This is a genomic window from Ideonella flava (assembly GCF_051857595.1).
Lineage (GTDB): Bacteria > Pseudomonadota > Gammaproteobacteria > Burkholderiales > Burkholderiaceae_C > Ideonella.
In genome coordinates, this window is the sequence record NZ_JBPZHD010000003.1 from 325,076 (window position 1) to 340,077 (window position 15,002).

The following is a 15,002-nucleotide window of genomic DNA, read 5'->3' on the forward strand; positions in this document are numbered from 1 at the left end:
CGCCGGCCATGTACAGCTCCACCTTCACCTTCGCCACGCGCGGATTCGACGAAGAGTTCCACGCGCTGGACCAGGCCATCGCCGAGCTGGCCAAGTCCCTTCCCGGCTACCTCGGCGAAGAGAGCTGGGAGAACCCCGCCACCGGCCTGGTCAGCAACGTCTACTACTGGCGCACGCTGGAATCCCTGCAGGCGCTGATGAGCCATCCGGCCCACCTCAGTGCCAAGCAACGCCAGGCGAAGTGGCTGAACGGCTACCAGGTCGTCATCGCCCAGGTCGTGGGCTGTTACGGCGACGGCGGGATCGCGCATCCGCTGGCGCAGGTGGCGATGCCCCTGCGCGGGTGAAGCGACGCTAGCGCTTCGCGTGGGAGGCGCCCTTCTCTTCGGCCTCCTTCATGGCGCGCGCTTCTTCGTCCGAACGGGGCTGCGCGCGCTGGGCGGCGTCGGGCACCTGGCCGGACTGGGTGAAGTCGGTGGTCGCCTTGTCGTAGCGGCGTGCCGCGGCGTAATTGCCTTCGCCTTGCAGCGGTTGCGCCTTGTCGTCGTCGCGGCGGTCCTGGTCGGGCTTGTCGGATGGGTTGGGTGTGGTCATGTCGCTTCTCCGTGGCTGCTGCGGGTCGGCGGTGTCGGCCCTTCAGCCACTGTGCAACCCAGACGTCGGCTGGCTTGTCAGGGCCATGACCATTCGCCCGTAGGACAGTGCCGGGGCCTCACTCCCGGGACCGGGTCGTGAAGGCGATCAGTCGGGAGACGACGCCGGCCAGGTACATCACGCCCACCATCATCTCCAGGCTCGCGATCGCCCGGGCATGGGGCGACTCGGCGACGACGGAGCCCATGCCGGTGCTCGACAGCAAGGCAAAGCTCAGGTGGTTCAGGTCGGACCAGGTTCGAGGCGCCGCCGAGCCGGGCTGCGCGAACGCGCCCGGCTGCAAGGCCTGGGTCGCCACAAACCAGTGGGTGAAGCCCCACGCCAGCAAGGTGAAGGTGGCACCGGCCGCATACAACTCGTCGGTCGTCGTGCGGTAGTCCTCCATCATGTAGGCGATGAGGCTGCCGGCCGCATAGAAGTAGAAGAGCGCCTCCAGCCCGGACGACCAGGGCAGCAGCCCGGGCAGGGCGTAGAGGGACTGCAGCGCCAGCAGCACGATGATCGCCAGCGCCAGGCACACGCTGATCCAGGTGATGCCCGGAGTGCGCCTGACCATGCGCGTCGTGATGACGAGAACCGTGATGCCGAAGATGTTCAGTGCGATCTGCCCGTGCGGCGCCTGCTCCATGACGGGGTAGAGCAGCACCCCGAGCATCTGCACGAGGAACAGGATGGCCGAGGGGTGGCGGGTCGGGCTGAGCGGGTGCCTCATCGGGCGGTCTCCTTCCCTCGAAGATCTGGTCCGTCCTGCGGCTGTGCACCCAGCCCTCGGTCCTTTCGCCAGGACGTGCGCAGGGGGCCTGCCTCGCGCTGCATCCGGCCAGGGCGGCCGGCCTCGCCATCGGCGCCGATGCGCGGCGCGTCTTCCTGCGTTGCCTCCAGTTTATCGGTCCTTGCGGGGCTTGCGCGAGGCCCCTGGCCCCATTCCAGAATCGCCGCTCGATGCCGGGTGGCCCGGCGAAACAGGGAGGGCGGCCATGCAGACGATTCACGAGCCACGGGGACGTGGCGATGACCTCTTCGCGTCGATGGCCAAGGGAGCGTGGCGATGAACGCGCACGAAGTGGCCATCGCCGGCGGCGGGCCGACGGGGCTGATGTTGGCCGGCGAGCTCGCCTTGGCCGGCGTCGACGTGGCGATCATCGAACGAAGGCCGAGCCAGACGCTGGCCGGTTCGCGCGCCGGTGGCCTGCATGCCCGCACCATCGAGATCCTCGACCAGCGCGGCATCGCGGATCGCTTTCTTTCGCAGGGGCAGGTGGCGCAGCGCTGCGGCTTCGCCTCGATCAAGCTGGACATGGCCGACTTCCCTTCGCGCCATCCCTACACGCTGGGGCTGTGGCAGAACCGCTTCGAGGACATCCTCGCCGGCTGGGTCGAGGAGCTCGGGGTGCCGTTCCGTCGGGAGCGCGCCGTGACCGGCCTGGTCCAGGACGAGACCGGCGTGACCCTCGCGACGTCCGACGGCCAGACGCTGCGTGCGGGCTATCTCGTCGGCTGCGATGGTGGGCGCAGCACGGTGCGCAAGCTCGCCGGCATCGCATTTCCGGGTTCGGAGGCGACGGCGAGCCACTTGATCGCCGAGGTGGAGATGACCCAGGCGCCGCCGCTGGGCATCCACCGCAGCGCGCTGGGCATCCATTCCTTCGGCAGGAGGGACTATGAGATCCGCGACGGCGAGATCGTCTACCAGGACAGCGGCCCGATCCGGGTGATGGTGCCCGAGGCGCGGGTCGGCGCCGGCGGCGAGCCCACGCTGCAGGAGCTGAGCGACGCCCTCGTGGCGGTTGCTGGCACCGACTACGGCGTGCATTCGCCGACCTGGATCTCGCGCTTCACCGATGCCGCCCGACAAGCGGCGGCCTATCGCGACCGGCGCGTGCTGCTCGCCGGCGACGCCGCGCACGTGCATTCGCCGGTCGGTGGCCAAGGACTCAACACCGGCGTGCAGGATGCCGTGAACCTGGGCTGGAAGCTGGCCCAGGTGGTGAAGGGCGTCTCGCCCGAGAGCCTGCTGGACAGCTACCACGCCGAGCGCCACCCCGTCGGCGCACGCGCGGTTCGGCACGCCATGGCGGGCACCGCGCTCTTCAGGCAGGACGACCAGACCAGCGCCCTGCGAGACACCCTGGCCGAGCTGCTGGTGCTGGACGAACCGCGCAAGCGCCTGGCCGGGGACCTGTCGGGCCTGGGCATCCGCTATGACTTCGGTGAAGGGCATCCGCTGCTGGGACGGCGCATGCCGGACCTGGACCTCGTCACCGCCGACGGCCCGGCCCGGGTCTACAGCCTGCTGCACACGGCCCGCCCGGTCCTGCTCAGCCTGGTTGAACAACGCGGCCTCCTGGACGAGGCCGCGCCGTGGTCGAGGCGCGTCCTGGGCCTGCAGGTGCGATGCGAGGGCCCGTGGGAGCTTGCCGGATTCGGGACGGTCACGGCGCCGGCCGGCGTGCTGATCCGGCCCGACGGCCACGTGGCCTGGGTCGGTGAAGGCAGCGTGCAGGGGCTTGGTGACGCCTTGCGCCAATGGTGCGGGCCGCCGGCGATGTGAAGATGCGCCACCCTGGGCCGGCGGATCGACCGGGATGACCGGGACCGCCCAATCTGCTCGACTGCTCGAAAGACCACATGCCATTGCCCTGCCTCCCCCCACCCTCCCCGCCACGCCCCGTCAGACCGGTTCTTGGCGGCTGGCTGATCGCCCTCGTCGCCATTGGCACGGGCCATGCGGCCACCGCTGAGGGGGCGCCGGAGGAGCTCGTGAAAAGGCTCGCCCCGGCCATCGTGGGCATTTCCGTCAAGCCCGCCGATGCCGCCCAGCCGCCCGCCGCGCCCGCCGCCAGCGATCCGGGGCTCCATCCCGCCACCCTGTTCGACGCCAAGGGCCTGTCGATCGGCTCCGGCACCCTCGTGTCGGCCGATGGGCTGGTGATGACCTCCTGCTCGCTCCTGTCCCGCCCCGGCGAGGTCACGGTTCACCTGGACGGCGACAGGAAGCTGGCGGCCTCGATCGTCGGCGTCGACAAGCGATCCTGCGTGGCGCTGCTCAAGGTGGCATTGACGAACGCGCCGTTCGTGAAGGTGGCCCCTGTGCAGGGTCTCGCGGCCGGCGAGCGGGTCATTGCCCTCGGCCGGACGGCGCTGGGCAGCCATTCGCAGGTGACCGTCACCGAGGGCCTGGTGAGCGCGGTTTTCGACGGTGCCGATTTCATCGCGGCCGTGCAGTCGACGGTCATGGTGCTGCCGCCGATGGGTGGCGGGCCGCTGGTGCGCTTGCGCACCGGCGAAGTGGTGGGCATCAATGCCGAGCGCTACGTCTCGCGCGAGAACTTGCTGCAGTCCACCTTCAGCATTCCAGTCGCCACCTATCTGCGGGTCGAAGGCGACCTGCGCACCCAGGGCCGGGTGGATCGGGCGGTGATCGGCATCAAGGGCGCTCCCTTGACGGCCGAGCAGGCCTCGGCGCTCAACATACCGGGCGGAAAGGGCGTGCTGCTCGTGGAAACGCTCGACAAGGGAGCCGCCCAGGCGGCCGGGCTGCAGCGCGGCGACATCATCCTGGAGGCCGACGGCCGTGCGGTCGCTCGCATGGAAGAACTGATGGCGATGCTCGCCGACAAGCACGCCGGCGAGGCCGTCCGGCTGAAGGTCTGGCGGCTTGGCAGCTCGTTCGAGGCCCAGGTGACCACCACCAGGCTCGGCGATTGACAACTGCCAGCGGCGCACCGTGCCTTGGTGGCCGGAGCCGCTCCATCCAGGCCAATGTTCCCTTCGTGGAACCCGCGGGGCACTGTCCCGAGCTAGCCCTCGAAAACGATCATTCCGCCGAAGTCGCCGGCCTCCAGCATCTTGGACCACGCCACCCCAGTAAGGCACAGGTGGGTAGTCGCCGATGAAGGGATGGCTACTGACGCAGGGTGTACCAAAGATGCGCCTCGCGGCTCAGGTCTCGTTGCATGAGGCTCACTCCTTCAATGGGTTGGGCAGGCCGATGAGGTCGTGCTGATCCTCAAAGTCCTTGAAGCCCCAGCCAGTCTCGAACGGCCTTTCGCACTGCGCGAATGCCATTTGAAGAAGGACGCAGCGCCGAACCCTCAAGACGCTTGATCGTCGTCCCACTGCCAGATGGTCAGGCCGTAGTCGCTCTTGAACTCGGGCATCGTCTCGCCCTGCTGGAAGTGGCGCCGGCTACCCGCTTTGGCCGGGGTGAACCAGTAGCCTTCGCGCGGGCAAGGGTCGCCCGCTTTGCAGCGGCCAGATCCGCTGCTCGCTGATGTCGCTGCCAGTGCGTCATCAGCCGCACCGGCAGGCGGCAGTGGAATCATCCGGCCGGTGGGTTTGACGGGGTGCCACGAGGTGTCGACCAGCTTGGTGGCTTCGATGTGATCGCCTTCGGCGAACTCTCGTGCCAACTCGTAGGCCGGCTGCATGATCTGGATGCCTTGGCGAGCAAAGGCCAGGGCAGCCGTACCCATGCCGGTGGTGGGTACCCAAACACCTGTCCACGAGACGATGTCGCCAGTCTTGCAAACTACGTTGGCGTCATGGGCGTATTCGGGAATCAAAGCGGGACGTCCCACGACTTCATAGACGGAGTTCTCCGTGTTGCGGAGTATGTTGTTGCTCACGAAGCCGGCATCCTTGGGCAATTCATAGCGCCAGGCAGTGGAACCATTCTTGTAATCGTCGCTGGAATAGCGCTGACTCATCGTTAGGCCACGCAAGAATCTGCTGAAGATGCCGTATGCCGTCTCAACAGCATTCAGCATGCGAGCATTGGCTTCACTAGGCAACCACTGGACGGACTCGCTGAATCCGCGCGGAACGTCCATTAGGCGGCCGGCAAGTTGGACCATGGGACCGAACTCACCGGCCATCAAGGCAATGACGGCGTTATCGAAAGACAGCAACAGGTGCTCGACCACGCCGCCCCAGAAAGGCACCGGCGGGTAATCGGCCGCCAGGGGTTCGTGCTTAATACCCTCACGAATCACATCAAGTGCCGTTTGCAACTGTGGCTTGGCATGGTTGACAAAGTCAGCCGAGGTGATGGTGTACCAAAGATGGGCCTCGCGGCTCAGGTCGCGCCAGATCTGCATTGACTTATTCCTTCATCGGGTTGGGCAATCCGATCAACTCGTGCTGGTCCTCGAAATCCTTGAAGCCCCAGCCAGTCTCAAACGGACCCGCAATGCGCGGATCGTTGATCTTGGCGCGCACACCGTGGCGCTGGGCTTCGCCTGCAGCGTCCTTGATCACGCCGCCTTCCACCATGTCGGGGAACTGAATGCCTCGCTTGCCAGGATCGGCTATGGCGAACGTGTCTGGGGTGGCGTCTTTGAGCTGGTTGACCTTGGGCGGGCGCTCGATCGGATGCCACACCACTTGGGTCAGGCCTCCCTCCAAGAACCCCTGCTCCACCTTGTCTGGTTCACCAAGCCATTGCATGGATGTCGTTCCTTCCCATACGGTGATATCGCCGTCGCGGGCCTTGTTGTAGGTGAACTTCACGTAGGTGCCGTTCTGATTCCAGTCCGGCTTCACGGCAAGCCTGCTGCGCCAGATGGCGCGTGCCTTTTCAGGGTTGGCGTTGATCTCTTTCCACACGGACTCCGTGATCCAGCAGGTGCTGAGCGAGCCGCTGGTGGGATCGACCACGCGGTACAGGGTTTCGCCATCGCGCAAAGGACGAGACTTCACGCCCGCTGCGAAGCTCTTGATCTCGCTGTCGCCCAACTCCGGGGCCCCCTTGGCGAGCCCATTCACATAGGCTGGCTCCTTACGAAAGTCATCTGGATCCAGCTGCTCAAACAGCACCGGTCGTTTCGTCTTCACCCACTCAGGCTGATGCTTCGCAATCAGCCTCTTCGCCCCCTGCTCCGACAGCGGCGCGATCCACCCCTTGTTCATCTGCTGGCTGTACGCCACCCAGTGCAGCTCATCGAGCCGCTCGGCCAGGCGGCGAAGCATGGCGCGCAAGGGCTCCATGTAGCTGTCCACTGCCCTGGAGAAGCCGCGCTGCACGGTGAGGATGCCATCGGTGACCTCCTTGATCCTGGCAGCCGCGCTGTCGGGCAGCAGGGGGCGCAGGTCGTTCAGGATGTCCTTGACGTTCTGCGCGCTCTTGTCGAACAAGGCCTTCAGCTTGGCGGTGTCGACGGCGGCGGCCGCTTTGGCCACCGAGGCGGAGACCCACTTGACCACGTCGGGCACGCCGGCCTTGGTGAGGAATTGCTGCACCTTGGGATGGCGCAGGTAGCTCACGATCTCGGGCAAGGCCGCATCGAAGGCCTCGTCGAGGTGCTTGACCATCTTGCTGGCGTGCGTGAGGTCGTCGATGTCCTTGATCAGGGGACGCAGCTTGACGAACACGATCAAGACCACGCCCTTGGCCACCGAGCCCAGCTCGGGCAGGAAGCCCACCAGCGTGAGCACCAGCGAGAACCAGGCCATGCCGCTGGTCGGTGCGCGAGCGATGGCGATGATGGCGGCGATCAGGTCGCGGATGTCCATCACCGTGTCCACGCCCGGCACCAGGCACACCACCGTATCGAAGCCGATCTGGCCCATGCTGCGGTGGGAATTGAAGTCGCCTTGCAGTGCTTCCCAGACCCCTGAGCATTCGCGTCAGCGAATGCGGTCGACAGTTCTGCCGTTCGACGTGGAGAGATCGGCCCGGCGAGCCGGGCCGCTGGCTAAGCACTGCGCGAATGCGCCACTTGAAGAATGACGCCGCGCTGCGCCCTCAAGACGCTTGATCGTCATCCCACTGCCAGATGGTCAGGCCGTAGTCGCTCTTGAACTCCGGCATCGTCGCGCCCTGCTGAAAGTGGCGTCGGCTACCGGCTTTCGCCGGGGTGAACCAGTAGCCTTCGCGCGGGCAGGGGTCGCCCGCTCTGCAGCGGCCAGATCCGCTACTCGCTGATGCCGCATCAACGGGCGGCAGAGGAATCATCCGGCCGGTGGGTTTGACGGGGTGCCACGAGGTGTCGACGAGCTTGGTGGCTTCGAGGTATTCATCCTCTGCAAACTCTCGCGCCAGTTCGTAGGCGGGCTGCATGATCTGGATGCCTTGCCTGGCGAACGCCAGGGCCGCGGTTCCCATTCCAGAGACAGGCACCCACACGCCGGTCCAGGGAACGATCTCGCCGGTCTTGCAGACGACTTTCGTATCGGGGGTGTACTCTGGAATGTGGGAGGGGCGGCCAACACATCCGTAGAGCGGCTCTTCGTAGTACACCAGGATTCCATTGCTCGGGATGCCCATGTCCTCCGGCATGTCATCGTGCCAGTCTGACGTGCCATCCTTGTATCCATCATCTCGGTACATCTGGCTCATTGCGATCCCAGAGAGGAATTCGCTGCATATGCTGTATGCCGAGTCAACGGAGTTGAGCATTCGCGCATGGGCCTCCCCTGGCAACCACTGCACTGATTCGCTTAATCCACGCGGCACGTCCATTAGACGGCTCACGAGCGTGACCATGGGACCGAACTCGCCAGCCTGCAAAGCGATTAGGGCGTTGTCGAACGACAGCAGCAAGTGTTCGATAACGCCCCCCCAATAAGGCACAGGCGGGTACTCGGCGGCCAGAGGTGCCCGCTTGATGCCGTCACGGAGCACGTCCAGTGCCACCTCCAAGTGTGGCTTGGCATGACCGACAAAGTCAGCCGAAGTGATCGTGTACCAAAGATGAGCCTCGCGGCTCAGGTCGCGGCGAAACTGCATGGGGTTTACTCTTTCATCGGGTTGGGCAATCCGATCAACTCGTGTTGGTCTTCGAAATCTTTGAAGCCCCAGCCAGTCTCAAAAGGACCCGCAATGCGCGGATCGTTGATCTTGGCCCGCAAACCGTGGCGCTGGGCTTCGCCTGCAGCGTCCTTGATGACACCGCCTTCCACCATGTCGGGGAACTGAATGCCGCGTTTGCCAGGATCGGCGACGGCGAACGTGTCCGGTACCGCGTCCTTGAGTTGATTGACCTTGGGCGGACGTTCGGTCGGGTGCCAGACCACCTGAGTCAGGCCGCCTTCCAAGAATCCCTCCTCCACTCGTTCTGCGTCACCGAGCCATTGCATGGCGGTCGGTCCTTCCCACACAGTTACCTCGCCGTCGCGTGCCTTGTCGTAGGTGAACTTCACGTAGGTTCCGTTCTGGTTCCAGTGCGGCTTCACCGCGAGCCCGCCGCGCCAGATCCCTCGCGCCTTCTCGAGGTCCACGTTGATCTCCTTCCACACCGATTCGGTGATCCAGCAGTTGCTCAGCGAACCACTGGTGGGATCGACTACCCGGTACAGGGTCTCACCATCTCGCAGGCGGCGAGCCCTAACACCGGCGGCGAAACTCTTGATCTCACTATCACCCAGTTCGGGGGCGCCTTTCGCGATACCGTCTTTGTAGATTGGATCTCTTCTGAAGAACTCCGGCCTCAATTGCTTGAACTGCACGGGCTTCTTTGTCTTCACCCAAGCCGGCTGATGCTTCGCAATCAGCCTCTTCGCCCCCTGCTCCGACAGCGGCGCGATCCACCCCTTGTTCATCTGCTGGCTGTACGCCACCCAGTGCAGCTCATCGAGCCGCTCGGCCAGTCGGCGAAGCATGGCGCGCAAGGGCTCCATGTAGCTGTCCACTGCCCTGGAGAAGCCGCGCTGCACGGTGAGGATGCCATCGGTGACCTCCTTGATCCTGGCAGCCGCGCTGTCGGGCAGCAGGGGGCGCAGGTCGTTCAGGATGTCCTTGACGTTCTGCGCGCTCTTGTCGAACAAGGCCTTCAGCTTGGCGGTGTCGACGGCGGCGGCCGCTTTGGCCACCGAGGCGGAGACCCACTTGACCACGTCGGGCACGCCGGCCTTGGTGAGGAATTGCTGCACCTTGGGATGGCGCAGGTAGCTCACGATCTCGGGCAAGGCCGCATCGAAGGCCTCGTCGAGGTGCTTGACCATCTTGCTGGCGTGCGTGAGGTCGTCGATGTCCTTGATCAGGGGACGCAGCTTGACGAACACGATCAAGACCACGCCCTTGGCCACCGAGCCCAGCTCGGGCAGGAAGCCCACCAGCGTGAGCACCAGCGAGAACCAGGCCATGCCGCTGGTCGGTGCGCGAGCGATGGCGATGATGGCGGCGATCAGGTCGCGGATGTCCATCACCGTGTCCACGCCCGGCACCAGGCACACCACCGTATCGAAGCCGATCTGGCCCATGCTGCGGTGGGGATTGAAGTCGCCTTGCAGTGCTTTCCAGACCCAGTTGGCCTTCTGCTTGGCATCCATCGCCGCTTCCTTCGCGCCTTGGCGCCAGCGGTTGACGGACCTGTAGATATCGTCCAGAGAAAATGACATGCCTGCCCTTGCGCTCGTTTCTTCCTGGGTCGGCTTCAGGCGCCGACGTAGCGCTTGACGGCACTGGCGAGGTCCGCCAGCGTGAAAGGCGGCGGATCGTCAGACAGCGGCGGGTTCTCGTAGTCGACCCGGTGCGGGCCACCGGCGGGAATATCGGGCACATGGGCCTGGCCCGATGCGTCGAGCGTGCCGCGGCGTTGCGATCCATCCGATAGCGTGAGCGTGTAGCGGCGACCGACGATGGGGGCGCCCATCCACCCGTACAGCCCCAGGTCCAGCCAGTTCTCCAGGGCCTCGACCGTGCCGGTGGGCAGGTCATCGATGGCCGCCGCCGCGCTCGCCCCCGGCAGGAACGCATGGCTGCCCCCGTGCTGGGTGTAGGTGCCCGGCGTGGTGAAGGTGATGTCCGGGCCGTCCATCACGATGCTGGAATCGCCGCCGCCGAGGGTGATCTTGTCCTGGGCGTACAGGCGGATCTCGTCGTTGACGCTGCTGACGGTGATGCCCTGCTGGGCCAGCAGTTGCAGCGCATCGGTGTGGGCTCGCACGGACACGGGGCCGTTGGCGGCGTGGGCGACGATGCCGCCCTGGTGGGTGTACAGGCTCGCGCCCCGGCCGCTGACCTGGGAGTAGGTGTGGGCGGCGGCGTGGTGCAGGTCGCCCTGGGCGGTGAGGCTCAGGTCCTGGCCCGCGTACAGCTGCGTGCTCGCGCCGCTGGCCGCGAGCAGGCTGCTGGCGCTGTCGAGCGCGACGATGGGCTCGGCGAAGGCGGGCACGGGTTGGCCGGCACCGGCGCGGCCATCGGCCGGCGAGACGGCGTCCTGGCCGTTCACCGAGTCGGGGTGGCGGCCGTCCTGCGCGGGGTCGATGGCACGGGCGAGCTTGTGCAGCGCTTCGCTGTCCGCATGGCTGCGCAAGCCCTGCGCGCCCAAGGCCGCCGTCGCATCGCCCAGGCGAAGGCCGAGTTCGCGTGCAGCATTCAGGCGCGCCAAGGCCTCGGCCGCGTCCATCTGGCAGCCCTGGGCCGAGCCGTAGGTGCCGGGGCGCAGTTGCGTGGTCAGCAGCAGGCCACGGCCGGCGCGCACCACGGCCCAGCCTCGGGTCAGTGCCTCGAAACCCGCGCCGCGCCAGGCGCCACGCTGTGCCGAGTGCACGCCTTGCTGGATGAGGTGGCCCAAGGACAGCTCGCTCCCCCATTGGCTGCTGTGCAGCCGCATGCGCAGCTGGCCGGTGGCATCGTCTTGGAGCCAGTGCTGGCTCGCCTGCCCATCCAGCGTCAGGCCGAGCAGCCCGCTGAGGGTGCCGGGATGGTTGACGCCCGAGTCCACCCCGGCGGACCACGGCGGCGGATGCTCGCCCGAGTGCAACCCACCGGCCACCACCGGCTGGTCGATGTCGCTGTGGAGGAAATGGACCAGCGCCTCGGCGCCGATGCGCGGAGGCAGCACCCAGCCCCAGTCGGGCCCCGCCTGCGGCACGAGCACGCGCAGCCAGGTGCCGCTTTGCTCGTTGCCCGGGGCGTTGCCGTTGGATTCGGCGCCCGTCGAGACGGCGGGCCGACAGGCCAGCCCGCCGCGGTTGGGCCGCACGCCGCGCTGGAAGTCGAACTGCACCTTCAGCCGCAGGTCGCGGGTGGTGCTCAGGACGGCGCGCTCATGGCCCACGACGCGGGCGGTGAGCAACTGCGGCGACCGGGGCCGCGCCGGGCGCGCCGGCACCAGCGCCAGCTCGGCCGCAGCGGCTTCGAAGTGCACGCGGTACTGGCCCTGGCCGGCGCGGCCGGAGGAATGCCCGTCGACCAGCTCGCCCAGGTCGTTCAAGGCCCAGTGCTCGACGACCACCAGCTGCAGGTCCAGCGGCCCGAGCGGATGCTCCAGCAAGGTGAAGCGGCCACCGGCCTCGAGCCGGCGCTCCTGCCCCGCGCCGGCGTAGCGACGCGCGCCCAGCTCGCTGGCGGCCAGCACCTGATCCGCCGCGCGCTGGGCGCCGGCGGAGTCGGCCAGGACGCCGGCCGCGCCGTCGTAGTGCTGGGGCCGCGCCATCTCGCCCGACTGCGCGGCGCGGCCATGCAAGGCGCGCTCGTCCCAATGGCCGACCGCGGCACCGGCCAGCGGCGCCTGGGCCTGCAGCGCGAGGTGGTTGATGCCGCCACTCGACGCCTCGCCAGGCCGCGGCTGGGTGTAGCGCAGCAGGCCCAGCTCGGGGCCGCGGCTGTGGCGATCGGTGATCACCATCACGTGCTGCGCCCGGCCCGAAGGCGAGGGCTGCGACACGTCGGCATCGGCATGCTCGAAGCGGAACAGCAGGCCCTCTTCCAGCAGCAGCCGCCGCACGAAGTCGAGATCGGACTCGCCGAACTGGATGCACAGCGGCCGCACGCGCATCGCCGCGATCGTGTCGGGCGAGAGCTCCAGCCGCCAGTTCGCCTGCGGGTACTCCGCGAAGACGGCCTCGACGATCTGCAGGGCGGTTTGATCGGCCCGGTGGACGTGGTGGTTGATGCGTGCCGCGAGCAGGCTGAGCCACGGTCGCACGACCAGCTCGTAGCGCGCCAGGCCACCGTTGCTGCCGGATTGCGCGGCAGCGAGCACGTAGCCGTTCCAGCTGCGGTAGCCGCTGCCAGGGATACGCAGGCGCAACGTGAGCTCCTCGCCGATCAAGGCGCGGATGTCCACGTGGGCCGAGGTGCTCAGCACCTGCAACGTGAGCTCGAAGGCTTCGCCCAGGCCCTCGTGCAACCGCATCTGCTCGGGCACGAGCCACAGCGCGGGCAGCGCGGTGCGCAGCTGCAGCAGGCGATCCTGCTCGGCGATCAGCGGCAAAGGGGACAGCGCGGCCAGGGCCTGCCCTGCCAGAGGGTCCAGCGGTGCCATGGCAGTCCTCCCTTGTGACTTGTTAGCTCAGTGGCAGGCGGGATTGTTGCAGCAGCGCGCAAGCTCCCAGCCCCGGATTTACAAGCGGATACGCCGCAGGGGCTGGCGCGGGATCAAGTGCCGCCGGCCTGCTGGTCGGCGAAGAGCTCGAACACCACGCCGCGCAGCCAGCGGTTCGCCGGCGCGCGGTGGAACTTGGCATGCCAGAAGACGTTGATGGCCACATCCGGCAGTCGCTCCGGGTGCGGCGTCTTGCTCAGGCCGAAGGGCTCGATGAGGCGATCGGCCAGGCGCTCGGGCACGGTGGCGATGAGGTCGGAGCCCTGAAGGATGTGGCCGACGCCCACGTAGTGCGGCACGGTCAGCCGCACCTGGCGCTGCACGCCGCCGCGTTCCAGCACATCGTCCACCTTGCCGTGGCCGGTGCCGGCAGAGATGACGACCAGGTGCTCGGCGGCCGAGAACTCGGCCCGGGTCATCTTGCGTTTGTCGAGGCGGTGGCCGCGGCGCATGAGGCACACGTAGCTCTGCGAGAAAAGCCGGCGCTGGAAGAAGCCCGCCTTGAGTTGCGGCAGCAGGCCGATGGCGAGGTCGACCTTGCCGGCCTCCAGCTCGTCGCGCAGGTTGACCGCGGTGTTGCGCACCGTGCTCAGGGTGACGCCCGGCGCCTCGCGGCGCAGGCGCTCCATCAGCGCGGGCAGGAAGTAGATCTCGCCGATGTCCGTCATGCCGATGGTGAAGGCCTGTCTTGCGCTGGCCGGGTCGAAGCTGGTGCGCTGGTTGACACCGCTGTGGATCATGGCCAGCGCATAGCTGACGGACTCGGCGAGCTGGTCGGCGTAAGGCGTGGGCTCCATGCCCTTGGGCGTGCGCAGGAAGAGCTCGTCGCCGAAGAGCCTGCGCAGCTTGGCCAGCGAGTTGCTGACGGCGGGTTGCGAGATGCCCAGCACCTCCGCCACCTTCGAGACCTTGCGCTCCGCCAGCAGGTGGTTGAAGACCACGAGCAGGTTCAGGTCGAGTTCGTGCAGTTCCATGCCGAGCCTTCCGCCTCACCGCCATCATCACTGCGGGTGATACAGCATATATCGCCAATCCCCTTGGCTGATCGTCACCGGGGGCGGACGATGCGGCCCATGGAAGTGCTGATCCAGCCCCTGCAGAGAACCATCGAGGTCCAGCCGGGCGCCAACCTGCTGGAGGTCTTGCGCCACGCCCAGATCCCGATGTCGTACAGCTGCATGGCCGGCCGCTGCGGCACCTGCCGCTGCCGGGTCGTCGACGGCGAGGTGCTGGATTCGGGCCGTGCTGCGCAGAACCCCCTGGACGGGCGCGAAGCCCACGTGCTGGCCTGCCAGACCTTCCTCACCGAGCCCTGCACCATCGAGATCCCGGAGCCCGACGAGGTCGTGGTGCACCCGGCGCGCATCGTCAAGGCCACGGTGCAGGCCGTGGAGTCGCTGACGCATGACATCAGGCGCGTCGTGCTCAAGCCGGCCAAGCCCATCGAGTTCTCGCCCGGGCAATACGCGCAGCTGCAGTTCACGCCGGAGCATGTGCGCCCTTACTCGATGGCCGGCGTGGCCGGCGATTCGACGCTGGAGTTCCACGTGCGCGTCGTGGCCGGCGGCCGGGTGTCGGGCTACATCGCCAACGACCTGAAGCCGGGTGACGCGGTGCGCGTGAGCGGCCCGCTGGGCACCGCCTACCTGCGCCGCAAGCATGAAGGGCCGATGCTGTGCGTGGCCGGCGGCACGGGTCTGGCGCCCATCCTGTCCATCCTGCGCGGGGCCGTGGCAGGCGGCATGAGCAACCCGGTGCACTTGTACTTCGGCGTGCGCTCGCCGCGAGATCTCTACGGCCTGGATGAGCTGGCCACGCTGGAGCGCCGGCATCCCGGCCTGAAGCTGAACATGGTCGTCACCTCGGGCGGCGACCCGCGCGAGCACCGCTGCGGGCTCGTCACCGAGGCGATCGCCGAGGACCTGCCCCGGCTCGAAGGCTGGCGCGCCTACCTTTGCGGCTCGCCTCCGATGGTGGAAGCGGCCACGCTGCTGGCACGGCGCAAGGGCATCGCGCCATCGCAGATCCACGCCGACGCCTTCTACACCCAGGCCACCTGACGAAGCGACAGCCCAG

At 67.3% G+C, this 15,002-nt stretch carries 12 protein-coding genes; 4 read left to right on the forward strand and 8 right to left on the reverse strand.

Features of this window, described 5'->3' with window-relative positions:
* The first annotated feature begins 8 nt into the window (after positions 1 to 8).
* The gene (locus tag ACS5PM_RS08245; RefSeq protein WP_439387113.1) at positions 9 to 347 is read left to right on the forward strand and encodes an antibiotic biosynthesis monooxygenase family protein; all 339 of its coding nucleotides are present in this window, start codon (positions 9 to 11) and stop codon (positions 345 to 347) included.
* 7 nt (positions 348 to 354) lie between these two features.
* Here the strand turns inward: ACS5PM_RS08245 and ACS5PM_RS08250 are convergent, their stop codons facing one another.
* Both ACS5PM_RS08250 and ACS5PM_RS08255 read right to left on the reverse strand, forming a co-directional pair.
* Positions 355 to 594 carry a hypothetical protein gene (locus tag ACS5PM_RS08250; RefSeq protein ID WP_439387114.1) on the reverse strand — a complete coding sequence of 80 codons (240 nt, stop codon included), beginning with the start codon at positions 592 to 594 and terminating at the stop codon, positions 355 to 357.
* Positions 595 to 712: 118 nt separating this feature from the next.
* Positions 713 to 1,366: a two pore domain potassium channel family protein gene (locus ACS5PM_RS08255; RefSeq protein ID WP_439387115.1), complete on the reverse strand. Its 654-nt coding sequence runs from the start codon at positions 1,364 to 1,366 to the stop codon at positions 713 to 715.
* Positions 1,367 to 1,702: 336 nt separating this feature from the next.
* On the opposite strand from ACS5PM_RS08255, the gene ACS5PM_RS08260 reads away from it, so the two are divergent.
* Positions 1,703 to 3,205, forward strand: coding sequence for an FAD-dependent monooxygenase (locus ACS5PM_RS08260; protein WP_439387116.1), 1,503 nt, complete (start codon positions 1,703 to 1,705; stop codon positions 3,203 to 3,205).
* 209 nt (positions 3,206 to 3,414) lie between these two features.
* Entirely contained in the window at positions 3,415 to 4,362 is a 948-nt protein-coding gene (locus ACS5PM_RS08265; protein WP_439387117.1) for a S1C family serine protease, read from the forward strand.
* A 386-nt stretch (positions 4,363 to 4,748) separates the two neighbouring features.
* Here the strand turns inward: ACS5PM_RS08265 and ACS5PM_RS08270 are convergent, their stop codons facing one another.
* The 6 genes from ACS5PM_RS08270 to ACS5PM_RS08295 all read right to left on the reverse strand — a co-directional run bounded on the left by ACS5PM_RS08270 (position 4,749) and on the right by ACS5PM_RS08295 (position 13,900).
* A complete protein-coding gene (locus tag ACS5PM_RS08270; protein ID WP_439387118.1) occupies positions 4,749 to 5,753 on the reverse strand; it encodes a hypothetical protein in 1,005 nt (334 codons plus the stop codon).
* Positions 5,754 to 5,757: 4 nt separating this feature from the next.
* On the reverse strand, positions 5,758 to 7,224 hold the full coding sequence (locus ACS5PM_RS08275) for a hypothetical protein (protein ID WP_439387119.1): 1,467 nt from the start codon (positions 7,222 to 7,224) through the stop codon (positions 5,758 to 5,760).
* 175 nt (positions 7,225 to 7,399) lie between these two features.
* Entirely contained in the window at positions 7,400 to 8,383 is a 984-nt protein-coding gene (locus ACS5PM_RS08280) for a hypothetical protein (RefSeq protein WP_439387120.1), read from the reverse strand.
* A 5-nt stretch (positions 8,384 to 8,388) separates the two neighbouring features.
* Positions 8,389 to 9,993, reverse strand: coding sequence for a hypothetical protein (locus ACS5PM_RS08285; protein ID WP_439387121.1), 1,605 nt, complete (start codon positions 9,991 to 9,993; stop codon positions 8,389 to 8,391).
* A gap of 35 nt (positions 9,994 to 10,028) precedes the next feature.
* Entirely contained in the window at positions 10,029 to 12,866 is a 2,838-nt protein-coding gene (locus tag ACS5PM_RS08290; protein ID WP_439387122.1) for a type VI secretion system Vgr family protein, read from the reverse strand.
* Positions 12,867 to 12,979: 113 nt separating this feature from the next.
* Positions 12,980 to 13,900 (reverse strand): LysR family transcriptional regulator, encoded by a 921-nt coding sequence (locus ACS5PM_RS08295; RefSeq protein ID WP_439387123.1) that lies wholly within the window; start codon positions 13,898 to 13,900, stop codon positions 12,980 to 12,982.
* A gap of 99 nt (positions 13,901 to 13,999) precedes the next feature.
* On the opposite strand from ACS5PM_RS08295, the gene ACS5PM_RS08300 reads away from it, so the two are divergent.
* Positions 14,000 to 14,986: a 2Fe-2S iron-sulfur cluster-binding protein gene (locus ACS5PM_RS08300; RefSeq protein ID WP_439387124.1), complete on the forward strand. Its 987-nt coding sequence runs from the start codon at positions 14,000 to 14,002 to the stop codon at positions 14,984 to 14,986.
* The last annotated feature ends 16 nt before the right edge of the window (positions 14,987 to 15,002 follow it).

Excerpts from the sequence above, each read along its gene's own strand:
- ACS5PM_RS08260 (WP_439387116.1), top strand. The coding sequence starts at position 1,703 with ATGAACGCGCACGAAGTGGCCATCGCCGGCGGCGGGCCGACGGGGCTG.
- ACS5PM_RS08245 (WP_439387113.1), top strand. The coding sequence starts at position 9 with ATGTACAGCTCCACCTTCACCTTCGCCACGCGCGGATTCGACGAAGAG.
- ACS5PM_RS08280 (WP_439387120.1), bottom strand. The coding sequence starts at position 8,383 with ATGCAGTTTCGCCGCGACCTGAGCCGCGAGGCTCATCTTTGGTACACG.
- ACS5PM_RS08275 (WP_439387119.1), bottom strand. The coding sequence starts at position 7,224 with ATGGGCCAGATCGGCTTCGATACGGTGGTGTGCCTGGTGCCGGGCGTG.
- ACS5PM_RS08295 (WP_439387123.1), bottom strand. The coding sequence starts at position 13,900 with ATGGAACTGCACGAACTCGACCTGAACCTGCTCGTGGTCTTCAACCAC.
- ACS5PM_RS08250 (WP_439387114.1), bottom strand. The coding sequence starts at position 594 with ATGACCACACCCAACCCATCCGACAAGCCCGACCAGGACCGCCGCGAC.
- ACS5PM_RS08255 (WP_439387115.1), bottom strand. The coding sequence starts at position 1,366 with ATGAGGCACCCGCTCAGCCCGACCCGCCACCCCTCGGCCATCCTGTTC.
- ACS5PM_RS08290 (WP_439387122.1), bottom strand. The coding sequence starts at position 12,866 with ATGGCACCGCTGGACCCTCTGGCAGGGCAGGCCCTGGCCGCGCTGTCC.
- ACS5PM_RS08300 (WP_439387124.1), top strand. The coding sequence starts at position 14,000 with ATGGAAGTGCTGATCCAGCCCCTGCAGAGAACCATCGAGGTCCAGCCG.
- ACS5PM_RS08285 (WP_439387121.1), bottom strand. The coding sequence starts at position 9,993 with ATGTCATTTTCTCTGGACGATATCTACAGGTCCGTCAACCGCTGGCGC.
- ACS5PM_RS08270 (WP_439387118.1), bottom strand. The coding sequence starts at position 5,753 with ATGCAGATCTGGCGCGACCTGAGCCGCGAGGCCCATCTTTGGTACACC.